Here is a 13,456-nt window from a genome sequence, read left to right on the forward strand (position 1 = left end):
GGAGAGGAGACAGGCGATGATCCGGATGCTCGCGCGGCTGATGCGCCCGGGAACGCTGATCCAGGTCCGGCACGTCTCCCCGGTACGGCCGGGCGCCGCGCGCGGCCTCGTCGCGCGGGTCTACCGGCAGCTCGAAGACGACTTCGGCGTGCTCGCCCCGCCGGTCATGCTGCACTCGCCCTCGCCGGAGGCGCTGGCCGCCTCCTGGACGATGCTGCGCGAGTCGCTGCTGGCCGCCGGGCGGACAGGCCGGGCGGAGCGGGAGGCGGTCGCCGCCGCGGTGTCGGCCGCCAACGCCTGCCCGTACTGCACCGGCGTCCACACCGGGACGCTGCACGGCCTGCTCCCCGGGACCCGCGCTGACGGGGCCGCCGGCGACCCCGCCGTGGCGGAGGCCGCCGAGTGGGCCCGGGCGACCGCGACCCGTGAGAGGGCCCTGCGGCACGCGGCCCCGCTCCCGGCGGAGCGGACGGCGGAGCTCGCCGCGGTGGCGGTCACCTTCCACTACCTGAACCGCATGGTGAACGTGTTCCTCGACGACTCCCCGATGCCGCCGCGGTTGCCCGGGGGCGTGCGCCGCCCCCTGGAACGGCTGCTCGGCCGACTCATGCTCCCGGCGGCGCGCCGGGCCGCCGTGCCCGGCGCCTCCCCCGCCCTGCTCCCCGCCGCCCCGCCCGCGGATTCGGCGTACGGCGTGGAGGCGGCGTGGGCGGACGCCGTGCCGCACTTCGCCGACGCCTTCGCCCGGGCGTCCGCCGCCGCCGGAGACTACGGCCGGCGATCGGTGCCCCGCCGGGTGCGGGAGCTGGTCGCCGCCGAGCTGGCCGCCTGGGACGGCGGGCCGGCCGGCCTCAGCCGCGTGTGGGCGACGGCCGCGGCGGACCGGCTGCCCGCCGCCGAGCGTCCCGCGGGCCGGCTGGCCCTGCTCACCGCGCTCGCCTCGCACCAGGTGGACCGGACGGTCGTCGAGGAGTTCCGGGGCGCAGGGGCGGGCGACCGGGAACTCGTCGAGCTGACCTCGTGGGCCGCCCTGGCCGCGGCGCGGCGGGTGGCCTCCTGGACGCCCGTGCCACCCGTGACATCCGTGCCACCCGTGACGCCCGGCTCCACCCCGGCCCCCGCTCCCGCCGGTCATCAGGTCCCCGCCCCCGGCGGGGCCACCGCCCGGCACACCCCGGCGTGACCGGCCGCCCCGGCCGTACCGCCCCACGACATCCGATGCGCCACCCGACGGAAAACGACAAGTAGGAGGACGGACGCGTGACCGACCTGGAGATCGTACTCGCGGACCTGACGGCCGACGGCGAGCAGCTCGACCGCCTGGTGGCGGGCCTGGACGCCGACCAGTGGAAGCTTCCCACCCCCGCGACCGGCTGGACGGTCGCCGACCAGATCGCCCACCTGGCCTTCATCTTCCGGCTGGCCGGCGCCGCCGCCGCCGACCCCGAGGCGTTCAAGGCCATGACCGCCAAGGCCCAGGAGAACTTCGACGGCGCGGTGAACGCCGCGCTGAAGGACTACGAGAACGACACCCCCGAGACGCTGCTGGCCCGCTGGCGGGCCGAGCGCGAGGCCGTGGTGCCGGCCCTGGCCGCCGTCCCCGACGGGCAGGTCGTGCCCTGGCTGGTCAACCCGCTGCCGCCCATCGTGCTGGCCTGCGCCGGCATCATGGAGCAGTTCGCCCACGGCCAGGACATCGCCGACGCCCTCGGCGTGGAGCTGGAGCGGGGCGGCAGCCTGCGTCACCTGGTGGTGTTCGCCGTCCTCACCCGCGACTTCGGCTACCTCTCCCGGGGCCTGACGCCGCCGGCCGCCGAGTTCCGCTTCGAGATCACCGGCCCCTCCGGCGAGCTGTGGGCCTACGGCCCCGAGGACGCCGAGCAGCGGATCAGCGGCCCGGCGGTCGACTTCTGCCTGCTGGCCACCCGGCGCCGCCACCGCGACGACCTCGCGGTCACCGCCGTCGGCGACGAGGCCGACCGCTGGCTGGACATCGCCCAGTGCTACCGGGGCCCGGCCGGCGCCGGCCGCACCCCGGGCCAGTTCGCCCCCGCCCTGCGCTAGATCCGTTTCGCGGGTCCCCGCCACGGCGGGGACCCGCGGCTCCGGGACCCGGGCCGCGCGCTCGCGGGCTAGTCCCGATCCCCGGTCCGGCGGCGGCGGGTGCGGGTCACCTCGACCGGGTCGACGCCGGCGGCCCACCGCCCGGCGAGCGTCAGCGTCGGCTCACGGCCGCCGGCGACGTGGCGCAGCGCGCAGACCGCCGCCCGGTCGGCGTCGCCGCCGGCGATCGCGGTGTAGAGCTCCTCGTGCTCGGCGCACTGCGTGGCGGGGTCGCGCTCGGAGGTCAGCAGGAACAGCCGGCGCAGCTGGGCGTCGAGGGGGCGCATCAACGCGCCGAGCAGGGCGTTCCCGGCGGCCTCGACGATCTCCGCGTGGAACTCGGCGTTGGCCGTCACGACGCCCCGGCGGTCGCCCCGCCGTACGGCGTCGCGGGCCCGGTCGAGGCAGCCGCGCAGCCGCGCGAGGTCGTCCGCCCCGGCCCGCCCGGCGGCCAGGCGCGCGGCCAGCACCTCCAGGCTCTCGCGCACGTCGAACAGGTCGCGCACGTCGGCGGGGGTGAGCGGGCTGACCAGGGCGCCGCGGTTGGGGACGATGACCACCAGGCCCTCGGCGGCCAGCAGGTGCAGCGCCTCGCGGAGCGGGATGCGGGAGACGTCGAGCTCGGCGGCGAGGTCGCGCTCCACCAGCCGCTCGCCCGGCCGCAGCTCCACCTCGACGATGCGCCGCTTGAGCGTCTCGTAGACCCGGTCGCGCAACGCGCTCACCTTCCGCTCCTTCCTGCCTGCGCCGAAGCCAGCCTATTGCCCCCGCTATTGGTATACCGTTAATGTCGCGACGACACCGCGGATGAGAAGGACAGAGGAGAGCATGAGCGAGCTGCTGCTGCGCGACGCCCGGATCCAGGGCCACGAGGGCCCCGCCGACCTGCTGATCCGTGACGGCCGGATCGCCGCGCTGCTCACGCCCGGCGCGGGCGGTCCGGACGTGCCGGACGTGCCGGACGGCTTCGCGGGCGAGACCGAGGACCTGGACGGCCGGCTCGTGCTGCCCGGCCTCGTCGACGGTCACGCCCACCTGGACAAGACCCTGTGGGGCGGTCCCTGGGTGCCGCACAGCTCGGGCCCCGGCCTGATGGGCAGGATCCGCAACGGCCAGGAGCGGCGGCCCGAATTCGGCATCCCCAACGCCGACCACATCGCCGCCCTGCTCGAGAACATGATCGTCTGCGGTACCACGCACGTCCGGTCGCACGTCGACGTCGACCCGCTGGTGGGCCTGGACTCCGTCGAGGCGGTCCGTGAGGCCGTCGGGCGCCTCGACGGCCGGATCTCCGCCGAACTCGTCGCCTTCCCGCAGGCGGGCATGCTGATCAGCCCCGGCACGGAGACGCTGCTGGAGGAGGCGCTGAAGGCGGGGGTCGAGCTGATCGGCGGGCTCGACCCCGCCGGAGTGGACCGCGACCCCGTCAGGCACCTGGACGCGATCTTCGGCCTGGCCGGGCGGTACGGCGCGGGCGTAGACATCCACCTGCACGACGGCGGCACGCTCGGCACCTGGCAGTTCGAGCTCATCATCGAGCGGACCCGCGCCCTGGGGCTGGACGGCAAGGTCACCATCAGCCACGGCTTCGCGCTCGGCGACGCCGACCCGGCCACCCGCGACCGGCTGATCGAGGACCTGGCCGAGGCCGGGATCGCCCTCGCCACCATCGCCCCGGCCAGGGGAGTGCTGCCGCTGCGGGCCCTGACCGAGGCCGGCGTCCGGGTGACCCTGGGCAACGACGGCGTCCGCGACCTGTGGAGCCCGTTCAACTCCGGGGACATGCTGGAGCGCGCCTTCCTCCAGGCCAGGGGCACCGGCGCGCGCGACGAGGACATCGAGCTGGTCCTGGACGCCGCCACCCGCGGTGGCGCCCGCGCCCTGGGTCTCGAAGACCACGGCCCTGCCGTGGGCGACCGCGCCGACCTGGTGGTGGTGGACGCCCGCAACGCGGCCGAGGCGGTGTGCGCGCGCCCGCGCCGGTCCCTCGTCGTCAAGGCCGGCCGGATCGTCGCCCGCGACGGCCGCCTCGCCTGACGGCCCCGGTGCCGCGGAGGGCGCCGCGGCCCGGTCAGGACCCGGGGACCGGCGACCCCGCCTCCCGCCGCAGGGCGGCGACCTCCTCGCCGAGGGCGTCGACGGCGGCGGCGAGCTGGGCGTCCGACAGGTACGGCGCCGGCCCGAACCGCAGGTACTCCCCGCGGCTGTCGGTCAGGACGCCCCGCTCCGCCAGCCGGGCCTGCAACCGCCCGGCGTGCGGCGACCGCAGCGACAGGAACCCGCCGAAGTCGCCGGGGGAGCCCTCCCGGTCGCGGGTGACGAGGTCGTCGGGGATGTCCAGCGCGTCGAACCCGGCGGTCAGCAGCCCCCGCTGGCGCAGCGAGATCCGGCGCAGCACGGACGGGGTCAGCCCGTGGTCGGCGAAGAAGCCGAACACGCGGGCGGCGCGGTAGTGGCTCGTCGGGTCGTAGGTGGAGCCCGCGAACCGGGCGGCCCCGGCGGGGTAGCCGACCGTGCCCTCCCGGTGGTCGGCCGCCAGCTCGGCGAACTCGGCGTACCAGCCGGTGATCACCGGCCGCAGCCCGGTGGCGTGCGGCGGGATGCGCAGGAAGCAGTTGCCCTCGCCGAGCTGCAGATACTTGTAGCCGCCGCCGACGACCCACGCCGCGTCGAACCCGTCCAGGGAGAACGGCACGACGCCCAGGGCGTGGTAGGCGTCCACCAGCAGCTCCGCGCCGCGCCGCCCGCAGGCGGCGGCCAGCTCGCCGAGACCGGGGACGATCCGCGCGGTCTCGAACAGCACCGCCGACACCAGCACGGCGGCCGTGCGGTCGTCGACGGCCTCGGCCATCCGGGCCGCCAGCGTGACGGCGGGCTCGGCCGGGACGCGGACGACCTCCACCCCCTCCTCGGCCAGCCGGCCGAGCTGGCGCCGCAGCGTGTGGAACTCCCCGTCGGAGGTGACCAGCCGGGGCCGGGACCGCAGATCCAGCGCCGACAGGAAGCGCAGCACCAGCTCGTGGGTGTTGCCGCCGAGGGCCAGCTCGGCGGAGGGGTCGCCGAGGAACCGCCGGAAGCCCGCCCGCACCTCGTCGGCCTTGGCCATCGCCCGGCCCCACTTGGCGTCCACCTCGCGGGCGGCGTCCTCGAACGCCTCCACCTGGCCGGCCATCGCCACGTCGGGCCACGCCTGGTGGGAGTGGCCGGTCAGCAGCATCCGCTCCGCCACCCGGAACATCGAGTAGTGCGGCGCGAGCAGCGCCGACCGGTCGCCGCCGGGCACGGCGGCCTCCGGGACGCGGGGGCGTGTGCCGTCCGGCACGGCCGCGCCGTCCGTGGCGGGAAGGTCCGCGCCGTCCGGGTGGCCGACGCGGCCCTGCGGGTTCTCACGGTGGTTCACAGAAGGCTCCTGACCGCCCACAGGTCCGGGAAGACCGGGGCGAACACGTCTCCGCGGGGATCGGCGTCGTCGCCGGTCGCCCGTTCCACGATCCTGGCGTGCCGGTACCGCCACTCCTGGAAGCCCTCGTCGAGGTCCACCAGCCGCTCGCAGATCTGGGCCGCCGCGCCGTCGTCGCGGTGGACCCGTACCAGGACGTCCTGGAGGCCGGGCGACGGCGCGGCCGGTGACGACACGTCCCGGTACAGCAGGTCGCACGGGACAGGATAGCCACGCGCCGCCAGGTAACCGAGGAGGGAGTCGAAGACCGACGGCCGGTGCCTCGCCGCCTCCGCCTCCGTCACCCCTCCGCCGTCCGGGGAACCGCCTGCCGGGTACGGCTCCGCGGACGGTGGGCGGCGGTCAGCGGACGGTGGGCGGAGGTCAGTGGAGGGTGGGCGGCGGTCAGCGGGGGACGGGCGGCGGTCGCGCCACCCCAGCACCGCCTCGGTCTCGCGGAACCCCGCCGGCTCGAATGCCCCCGGCCCGGCCGTCTCGCCGTCGGCCAGCTCCCACGCGGCCAGCGGCTCGACGACCTCCAGCTGGGCGACCAGCGCCCGCAGGATCCGCAGCGACCGGTCCACCGCGCGCAGCGCCCCGGGGCCGTCGCCGTGGTCGAGCCCGCGCTGCAGCGCGCCGAGCTCCCGCAGGAGCTGCTCGAACCACAGGCCCTGCGCCCGGAGGGCGACGGCGAGCAGCGTCCCACCGGACCCGCCGGGGCGCGTCCTGGGCGGTGGCGTCAGGATCTCGTCCAGCGCCAGGTAGGAGGGGTACGCCGTCTCCTGCGACTGGTCAACGATCATCTTCATCTCCCGTACCCCCTCAGGCCGCCTCGGACAGGCGTTCCGGCCGGCCGGCGCCGTCCCGGGCCTCGACGTCGCCGCCCGCGCCGTTCAGGGCGCGGCGGTCGAGCTTGCCGGAGCCGGTGTGCGGCAGCTCCGCGACGAACCTGATGTCGCGCGGGCACTTCTGCGGCGCGATCCTGGACTTCGCGAACGCCCGCAGCTCCTCGGCGGACAGCTCGCCGTCGGCCACGACGTAGGCCCGCAGCCGGGTCAGGCCGTCCACCTGGTGGCCGACGACCGCGCACTCCGTCACGGCCGGGTGGCCCAGCAGGCAGTTCTCCACCTCGGCGGGCGCCACCCAGATCCCGCCGATCTTCAGCATGTCGTCGGCCCTGCCGCGGTAGTAGAAGTAGCCCTCGGCGTCGCGGGTGAACAGGTCGCCGGAGCGCACCGTGTGCTCGCCGACGAACGTCTCGGCCGACTTCTCCGGCTCCTGCCAGTAGGCCAGGGCCACGGTCTCGCCGGTCACCTCCAGCAGCCCGGTCTCGCCGTCGGGCAGGGCCCGGCCGTGCCGGTCCACCACCCGCGCGCGGTAGCCGGGCACCACCCGGCCCAGGCTGCCGGGGCGGGTCCGGCCGGGCCGGTTGGACAGGTAGATGTGGTACGCCTCGGAGGAGCCGATGCCGTCGACGACCTCGACGCCGAAGGTGTCCAGCCACCGGCGGTGCAGCTCCTCCGGCAGCGGCTCGCCGGCCGACGTGCACAGCCGTATCGAGCTGAGGTCCTGCTTCGCGGCCTCCGGATGGGCGATCATCGCGCTCATCATCGTCGGCACGTTGACCAGGATGGTCGGCCGGTACTTCGCGATCAGCTCGAAGATCCGGTCGGCGGTGCTGCGCTCGGGGAAGACGATCCCGGCCGCCCCCACCCCGAACGGGAACAGCGCGGTCAGGTCGCGGGCGTAGCCGAAGAACAGCTTGGGCACCGGCAGCACGACGTCGTCGGGCCGGATGTCCAGCACGCCCCGGGCGTACCACTCGAAGCTCAGCAGCGGGCTGCGCGCGGGCAGCACGCACGCCTTGGGCGCGCCGGTGCTGCCGGTGGTGAACTTCCAGATGGCCACGTCGTCGCGCGTCGTCTCCGCCGTGGCCGGCTCGGACGGCTGCGCGGCGACGAGGGAGGCGAAGTGGCGCTCGCCGGGCCGCAGGTCCTCCTCGGGAACCCCCACCACCAGCAGGTTCGTCACCCCGGCCTCCCGGAGCCGGTCCAGGGTCACCGCGTCGGCCACCACGACGGCGGGCTCGGCGTACTCGGCGAAGTAGCGGTAGTCCTTGGGCTGCAGATACGTGTAGACCTCGGCGGTGACGACGCCGATCCGCTGCGCGCCGTACCAGGTGGCGACGAACTCCACCCCGTCGCCGAGCGCGAGCAGCACCCGGTCGCCGCGCCGTACGCCCAGCGCGCGCAGCGCGTTGCCCACCCGGCCGGCCAGCGCCCGCAGCTCGGCGTAGGTGACGGGACCGGCGTCGGTGAGGAGCGCGGTCCGCTCGCCGGGGTTGCGGTCCAGGAAGTGCTCGGCGACGTTGAAGCGGGGAGCGTCGTCAGGGCGGCCGTGGACATCGAGTCCGGGCGGCGTGGTGACGGAAACGTCCATGGGAAGACCTGCCTCGTGGCTGGTGGTTCGTCCTCGTGCCACCCACGATGCATTCCGGGCGGAACGCCGGACAGGCGGAACGGAGGCAGCAAAATGGCCGCGGCTGGCAGGAACCTGTCAGCCGCCTGACGCCGCGGCGCCTCCCCCGCACACCGGGAGAGCGTCCCCCGCGCTCGCCTCGCGTCCTGCGCCCTGCCTCCTGCGCGCCCGTCCCGCGCGCCCGCCCGGTGTGCCCCGGGCCGCCACGCGGGAGGGGGCGGCCGACCGTATCTTCTCGCGGATTGCTGACTGGGCTCCGCCGCGTTGACCTCCTACGGGACCGGCGTGCTGTACTGGATCACGTACCGGCCCCCGAACCGTTTCCGACGTCGGGGCGGGAAGCCGGTCGGCGGAGAAACCCCGGCCCGCGGCCGGCCGACGTCCCCCTTCCGCGAGGTGAACGGCGGCCGCGGGGCCGACGGCCTTCACTCCGGGCCCGCACGGGCCGGGATCTGTGAGGAGGAGGGACCGATGGCGTCCACATCTGCGGAACCCCGGCCGGTCACGGCACCGGAGGCGGATCCCGGAACGACGGGGGAGGTGACCGGCTGCCTGGGCGGCACGGTCCACCTGGCGTACGCGCAGGCGTCGCCCGCCGCGCCCGCCGTGATCGCCGCGGGCTTTTCCGCCTACGCGGCCCTGACCAGGGCGCGGGCCCGAGCCGACGCCCTCGGACTCCTGCACCGTCTGCCGGCCGGGTCCGATCCGGTGTCGGGCTCCGGCCCCGTGCCCGGCCTGGGCGGGCGGCGGCTGCGGCTGACCGACTTCGTGCCCGGCACGCCGGAGGACGGGCCGGTCGTCGCCGGCACCGGCCTGCTGACCGGGGACCGCTACCTGCTGCCGGCCGAGGTCTGCCGGCTGGGGGAGGGCGACGGCGTGGTCGAGCCCACCGAGGTCGGCGTGGTCGACAACGGGGTCTCCGCGGCCGTCGCCGAGCTGCTCGCCCACGACGTGGTCACGCGCTGGTGGGCCGATCCCCGGCGGCGGATCCTCCGGGTGTCCCGCTATCTCGACCGGCTGCTTCCCCCCGGGGTCGTCGAGGCCGCGTCCGGCCTGGGCCTGTGGGTGTCGGCGTTCGTGCTGCCCGCCCCCGACGCCCGGGTCGCCCTGGTCGGCGTGGGCGGCGAGGGGACGGCCATGGCGGCCGCCGCGGCCCGGACGGTCAAGGAGGCGGTCGGCGAGGCGTTCCTGCGGGCGATGGCGTCCCGCGCCCAGCCGTGGGACGAACTGCCGGCCGGCGACTCGCTGCGCCGTCTCGTGGTCTGGCACCGCGAGGCCGACTACCTCGCCTACCTGGAGAGTTCGGCCGTCGACACCGGGCCGCGCCTCCTCGGTGAGCCCGGCGGGCTGCGGCCGTCCAACTGGGCGGACGTCGCGTCCCGGCGGTTCGGGCACGAGCCGGTCGCGGTCACGGCCGGGCCGTCCCGCCAGGTCGTCAAGGTGGTCTGCCCCGGCGCCGCCTGCCACCGGCCGCTCCCTCCGGGCACCGCGCTGCCCTGCCCGGTGAACTGACCCCCGCTCCCCGGGGCGTACGACGGCTCCCGGCGTGGCGTACGGTGGCCTTCGACGTGGCCGTACGGCTGTACGGTGGCCCCCGGCGTGGCGTACGACGGCTCCCGACGTGCGGGGGACACCGCCGGCGGACCCCGCCGATTGACGGGGGAGCCGGCGGTCGGTGAACCTGTCGGTCGGTGAGCCTGACGGTCCGCGACCGCCACCGGGGGCGGACGCGGTGAGCCGGGAGGGGACGCGGTGACGAAGGACGGCGTGAGAGGCTCGGCCCCCGCCACGGAGATGCTCGCCGGGACGACCGGCTGGCTGCTGCACGAGACGGCCCGGCGGATCGTCGCCGAGACGGAGGAGGCGCTGCGGGGCGAGGGCCTGCGCTGGCGCGACTACGGCGTGCTCTGCCTGCTGCAGGCTGCGGGCCCGCTGTCCCAGCAGGAGCTCGGCCGCCGCCTCGGGGTGGACCGCTCGACCATGGTCCACCTCATCGACGCCCTGGAGGAGAGGGGGCTGGCCGAGCGGACGCGCGACCCCGCCGACCGCCGCGCCTACGCCGTACGGCTGACCGGCGCGGGCCACGCCCTGCTCGCGGAGGTGCTCGGCCCGGTGACCGAGACGGTCCACGACCGGCTCCTCGGCGGTCTCGCGGCCGAGGACCGGGCGCACCTCGACCGCGTTCTTGCTCACCTGGCCTTCCAGGGGGTCATCGGCTAGATATGCCGATTTACTGATTATCTCTTTGTTGTTAGATTGTAGGCGGGCGCACCTGTATGGCGGGGCAGTCTGCCCGCTTTTGGGGACGGGTGCGCATGGCCGGGAGGTGAGCCGTGGACGTGTCCGTCATCGGCATCTCGCCGGAGGCGGTGGAGATCTATCGATACTTCCTCCGGCACCGGGGGGAGGGCGTCGACTCCGTTCCCGAGGCGCTGGGCCTCGATCCGGATCTCGTGGAGTCCACCGTCGAGACACTCGGCCGGCTGGGCCTGCTCGACCTGCACGACCGGCACCGGGTCGTGGCCACCGAGCCGCGGATCGGCATCGAGCGGCTGGTGGAGAAACGACTCAACGAACTCAACGCCGAGGTCCTGCGCGTCCTCGCGGCGCGCGACGCCATCTCGGTCTTCATGGAGGACAAGCAGGAGGGGGAGCGCGCCGCGACGGCGCTCGACATCGAACGGGTCGAGGGCGCCGACCGGGTCCGCCAGCGGCTCGACGACCTCGCCTTCTTCTCCTACAAGGAGACGCTCTGCCTGCATCCCGGCGGGCCGTTCAGCCGGGTGATGATCGAGTCGGCGCTGCCGCTGGACACCCGCTCGCTGCGCCGCGGCCTGTCGATCAAAGGGGTGTACCACCCCGCGGCGCTCGAGGACGCCTTCATGCTCTCCTACCTCCGCGAGCTGGTCAGCCTCGGCGGTGAGGTGCGCATCACCGAGCAGCCCATGGACCGCATGCTGATCTACGACCGGAGCGTGGCGGTCGTGCCGATCGATCCCAAGGAGAGTGCCAGGGGCGCCCTGCTGGTCAGGGAGCCGGGCCTGGTGTCCCAGCTCGTGATCTACTTCGAGGGGATGTGGAAGTCCGCCGTCGACCTGCGCGAGTTCATCGAGCCCTCCACCGACCAGCCGTTGCTCTCCGAGATGGAGCAGCGGGTGCTGGAGGTGATGGCCACGGCCGACAAGGACGAGATCGCCGCCCGCGAGCTGGACATCTCCGTGCGGACCTACCGCCGCTACGTCGCCGACCTCATGGCCCGCCTCGGCGCGGTCAACCGCTTCCAGGCCGCGCTGCGCGCCAAGGAGGAGAACTGGATCTGACCGGCGGGACGCTCTGATCTCCCGAGGGGCCCGGACGTCTCGGGTGTCCTGAGCGTCTCAGGCGTCGAAGCGGCGGCGGGACTCCTCGATGTGGCCGAGGTACCGGTGGGTCCAGTCGCACATCTGGTTGGTCATCTCCCACAGGACCCGGCCCGGCTCGGTGAGGGTGTACTCGACCCGCGGCGGCACGGTGGGGTGGACGTCCCGCTCGACCAGGCCGTTGCGCTCCAGCATGCGCAGGTTCTGGGTGAGCATCTTGTGGCTGATCCCCTCGACGCCGTCCCGCAGCTCGCTGAAGCGCAGGGTGCGTTCCCCCAGGGCCTCGATGATCAGCAGCGCCCACTTGTTGGCGACGTCCGAGAAGATCTCGCGTGCCAGAGAGTCGGCGCGTGTCAGGTCCGCGTCCGCGGGCGAGCCCTCGAACTGCTTGGTCACCATGAGGTTCCCCAGTCACCGAAAAGTGCGTTCTTCCATGTCAGCGCACACTCTCCTACAGTTCCCCAGTAACCGCAAGAGACCACGAGCGTCGTGGTCCGACGCAGGCGAGAGCCCATGGCTCTCATGACGAGGAGACGAGTGGCATGGCCATCACCATGGTGAACCCCGGCGGACTGCCGGAAATCGATGTCTACCGGCAGGTGTCGATCGCGTCGGGGTCGAAGCTGGTCTTCGTCGCCGGGCAGGTCGCCTGGGACGCCGACGGGGTCACGGTCGGCGAGGGCGACCTGGCCGCCCAGGTCGAACAGTGCTACCTCAACGTCGGCACCGCCCTGTCCGGGGCCGGCGGTTCCTTCGACGACGTCGCGAAGCTGACCGTCTACGTCGTCGGCTGGACCCCCGACAAGATGCCCCTGCTCCTGGAGGGGATCACCCGGGCGTCCGCGAGGCTGGGGGTCACCCCGGTGCCGCCGGCCACGCTGCTGGGCGTCGCGGCCCTGGACGTGCCCGCCCATCTGGTCGAAGTCGAGGCCACCGCGGTCATTGACTGACCGCGACGACGCGGGCGGGCGTCCCCCCACGGGGTCCGTCCCGTCGGCCGGTGGGGGCGCCGGGCGGGCGCCGGGCAGCGGGAACCACCGTGGGCGGAGACCCCGGCGGGGAGTCGTGAGGCGGGGGAGGACCACGGCGCGAGGCCCATGCGATCAGAGCCCGTGCGATCGGGGCGCGTGTGAGCGGGGTCCGCCCGAGCGTGGTCCGCGTGATCGGGGCGCGCGTGGGTGTGATGCGTGTGATCGGGGCGCGCGTGAGCGGGTCCGCCGCTCCGGGCGAGGTTTTCCGGGGAGGCCGTACCGGCGGGGTCGACACACCGCTCGATGGCCTCGGGGCACTCTGCCCGCCGCCCTGGCTCTCTTCGGTCCTTTCCGGACCTTTCTCGTCTCTCCTCGCGGTTTCCGCTCCTCCCGTACGGTGGGCCCAGCCCCTCTCCCGTACGGTCCGCGTCCCGCCTTGCCGTGCGCCGGCTTTCCCTCATCCCGGTTCTCCGCGTTCCGCCTCACCCCGCCTTCGGCGCGGCGCGGCGTGCCGCCGGGGGCGCCGCCGGTCAGCCCCAGGTGTTGCCGGGGCCACCCTGCGGGGCGGAGCCCCAGGTGTTGCCGGGGCCCTCCGCCAGGACGCCCCAGGTGTTGCCGTCGCCCCGCGAAGCCGAACCCCAGGTGTTGCCGTCGCCCTGCGCGGCCGATCCCCAGGTGTTGCCGTCGGCCAGCACCGTCGCGTGCCGCCCGCCGGACTGCCCGGCCACCGCCTCGGGAGCGCCGGCCGCGAAGGTCAGCACCAGCGCGCCGGAGGCGACCGCGACGGCGCCCCTGACGACGCTCCTGTAGTTCACCGGGAAGGCGCTCAGGTTCCTCATATCACTGCCTCTTTCTCGTTCTTCGCTTTCTCGGCGGGTCGTCCCCGCACAATCAACTCTGCGTTCCCGCGAGGACCCGGACCAGGCTTGGCGAAGGCAGCAAGTTGCATGACGGTTACCACTTCCTGCCAGCCCCCTGCCCAGGGAGAAGGGCCTTGCGACGGCAAACGGCCACGCGTTTCCCGAAAAGGCCCGGACGGCCTCTGAACTGCGCGTTCGGCGGCAAGCACGACAGGAGATGACACCGGAAGGCCCGCCGCCTTTGAC

13 protein-coding genes are annotated in these 13,456 nt (G+C 74.6%); 7 read left to right on the forward strand and 6 right to left on the reverse strand.

Features of this window, described 5'->3' with window-relative positions:
* Window positions 1–16 precede the first annotated feature (16 nt).
* Both ACZ6W9_RS15285 and ACZ6W9_RS15290 read left to right on the forward strand, forming a co-directional pair.
* A complete protein-coding gene (locus ACZ6W9_RS15285) occupies window positions 17–1,183 on the forward strand; it encodes a carboxymuconolactone decarboxylase family protein (RefSeq protein ID WP_389963556.1) in 1,167 nt (388 codons plus the stop codon).
* A 77-nt stretch (window positions 1,184–1,260) separates the two neighbouring features.
* Window positions 1,261–2,064: a TIGR03084 family metal-binding protein gene (locus ACZ6W9_RS15290; RefSeq protein ID WP_362941882.1), complete on the forward strand. Its 804-nt coding sequence runs from the start codon at window positions 1,261–1,263 to the stop codon at window positions 2,062–2,064.
* Window positions 2,065–2,132: 68 nt separating this feature from the next.
* On the opposite strand, the gene ACZ6W9_RS15295 is transcribed toward ACZ6W9_RS15290, so the two are convergent.
* Window positions 2,133–2,828, reverse strand: a complete 696-nt coding sequence (locus tag ACZ6W9_RS15295; RefSeq protein ID WP_389964445.1) for a GntR family transcriptional regulator — start codon at window positions 2,826–2,828, stop codon at window positions 2,133–2,135.
* A gap of 103 nt (window positions 2,829–2,931) precedes the next feature.
* Here ACZ6W9_RS15295 and ACZ6W9_RS15300 point away from each other — a divergent pair, with 103 nt between their 5' ends.
* On the forward strand, window positions 2,932–4,140 hold the full coding sequence (locus ACZ6W9_RS15300; RefSeq protein ID WP_470118191.1) for an amidohydrolase: 1,209 nt from the start codon (window positions 2,932–2,934) through the stop codon (window positions 4,138–4,140).
* A gap of 34 nt (window positions 4,141–4,174) precedes the next feature.
* On the opposite strand, the gene ACZ6W9_RS15305 is transcribed toward ACZ6W9_RS15300, so the two are convergent.
* Genes ACZ6W9_RS15305 through ACZ6W9_RS15315 form a run of 3 tightly spaced genes read right to left on the reverse strand, consistent with a single transcriptional unit; the run spans window position 4,175 to window position 7,981 of the window.
* Window positions 4,175–5,503 carry an aminotransferase class V-fold PLP-dependent enzyme gene (locus tag ACZ6W9_RS15305; protein WP_470118193.1) on the reverse strand — a complete coding sequence of 443 codons (1,329 nt, stop codon included), beginning with the start codon at window positions 5,501–5,503 and terminating at the stop codon, window positions 4,175–4,177.
* Window positions 5,500–6,345, reverse strand: coding sequence for a tryptophan 2,3-dioxygenase (locus ACZ6W9_RS15310; protein ID WP_470118195.1), 846 nt, complete (start codon window positions 6,343–6,345; stop codon window positions 5,500–5,502). Before ACZ6W9_RS15310 ends, ACZ6W9_RS15305 begins: the two co-directional genes overlap by 4 nt.
* A 19-nt stretch (window positions 6,346–6,364) precedes the next feature.
* A complete protein-coding gene (locus ACZ6W9_RS15315) occupies window positions 6,365–7,981 on the reverse strand; it encodes a benzoate-CoA ligase family protein (protein ID WP_470118197.1) in 1,617 nt (538 codons plus the stop codon).
* Between the two features lie 510 nt (window positions 7,982–8,491).
* On the opposite strand from ACZ6W9_RS15315, the gene ACZ6W9_RS15320 reads away from it, so the two are divergent.
* The 3 genes from ACZ6W9_RS15320 (at window position 8,492) to ACZ6W9_RS15330 (ending at window position 11,340) form a co-directional block, all read left to right on the forward strand.
* Window positions 8,492–9,532 carry a hypothetical protein gene (locus ACZ6W9_RS15320; RefSeq protein ID WP_470118199.1) on the forward strand — a complete coding sequence of 347 codons (1,041 nt, stop codon included), beginning with the start codon at window positions 8,492–8,494 and terminating at the stop codon, window positions 9,530–9,532.
* Between the two features lie 240 nt (window positions 9,533–9,772).
* Window positions 9,773–10,240, forward strand: coding sequence for a MarR family winged helix-turn-helix transcriptional regulator (locus ACZ6W9_RS15325; protein WP_389964429.1), 468 nt, complete (start codon window positions 9,773–9,775; stop codon window positions 10,238–10,240).
* A 113-nt stretch (window positions 10,241–10,353) separates the two neighbouring features.
* Window positions 10,354–11,340, forward strand: coding sequence for a helix-turn-helix transcriptional regulator (locus ACZ6W9_RS15330; protein WP_362941861.1), 987 nt, complete (start codon window positions 10,354–10,356; stop codon window positions 11,338–11,340).
* Window positions 11,341–11,397: 57 nt separating this feature from the next.
* On the opposite strand, the gene ACZ6W9_RS15335 is transcribed toward ACZ6W9_RS15330, so the two are convergent.
* A complete protein-coding gene (locus tag ACZ6W9_RS15335) occupies window positions 11,398–11,778 on the reverse strand; it encodes a winged helix-turn-helix transcriptional regulator (protein WP_362941858.1) in 381 nt (126 codons plus the stop codon).
* A gap of 143 nt (window positions 11,779–11,921) precedes the next feature.
* On the opposite strand from ACZ6W9_RS15335, the gene ACZ6W9_RS15340 reads away from it, so the two are divergent.
* On the forward strand, window positions 11,922–12,329 hold the full coding sequence (locus ACZ6W9_RS15340) for a RidA family protein (RefSeq protein ID WP_389964424.1): 408 nt from the start codon (window positions 11,922–11,924) through the stop codon (window positions 12,327–12,329).
* 551 nt (window positions 12,330–12,880) lie between these two features.
* Here the strand turns inward: ACZ6W9_RS15340 and ACZ6W9_RS15345 are convergent.
* Window positions 12,881–13,189, reverse strand: a complete 309-nt coding sequence (locus ACZ6W9_RS15345) for a hypothetical protein (RefSeq protein ID WP_389964421.1) — start codon at window positions 13,187–13,189, stop codon at window positions 12,881–12,883.
* Between the last annotated feature and the right edge of the window lie 267 nt (window positions 13,190–13,456).

The organism is Streptosporangium sp. NPDC053982, assembly GCF_055585205.1.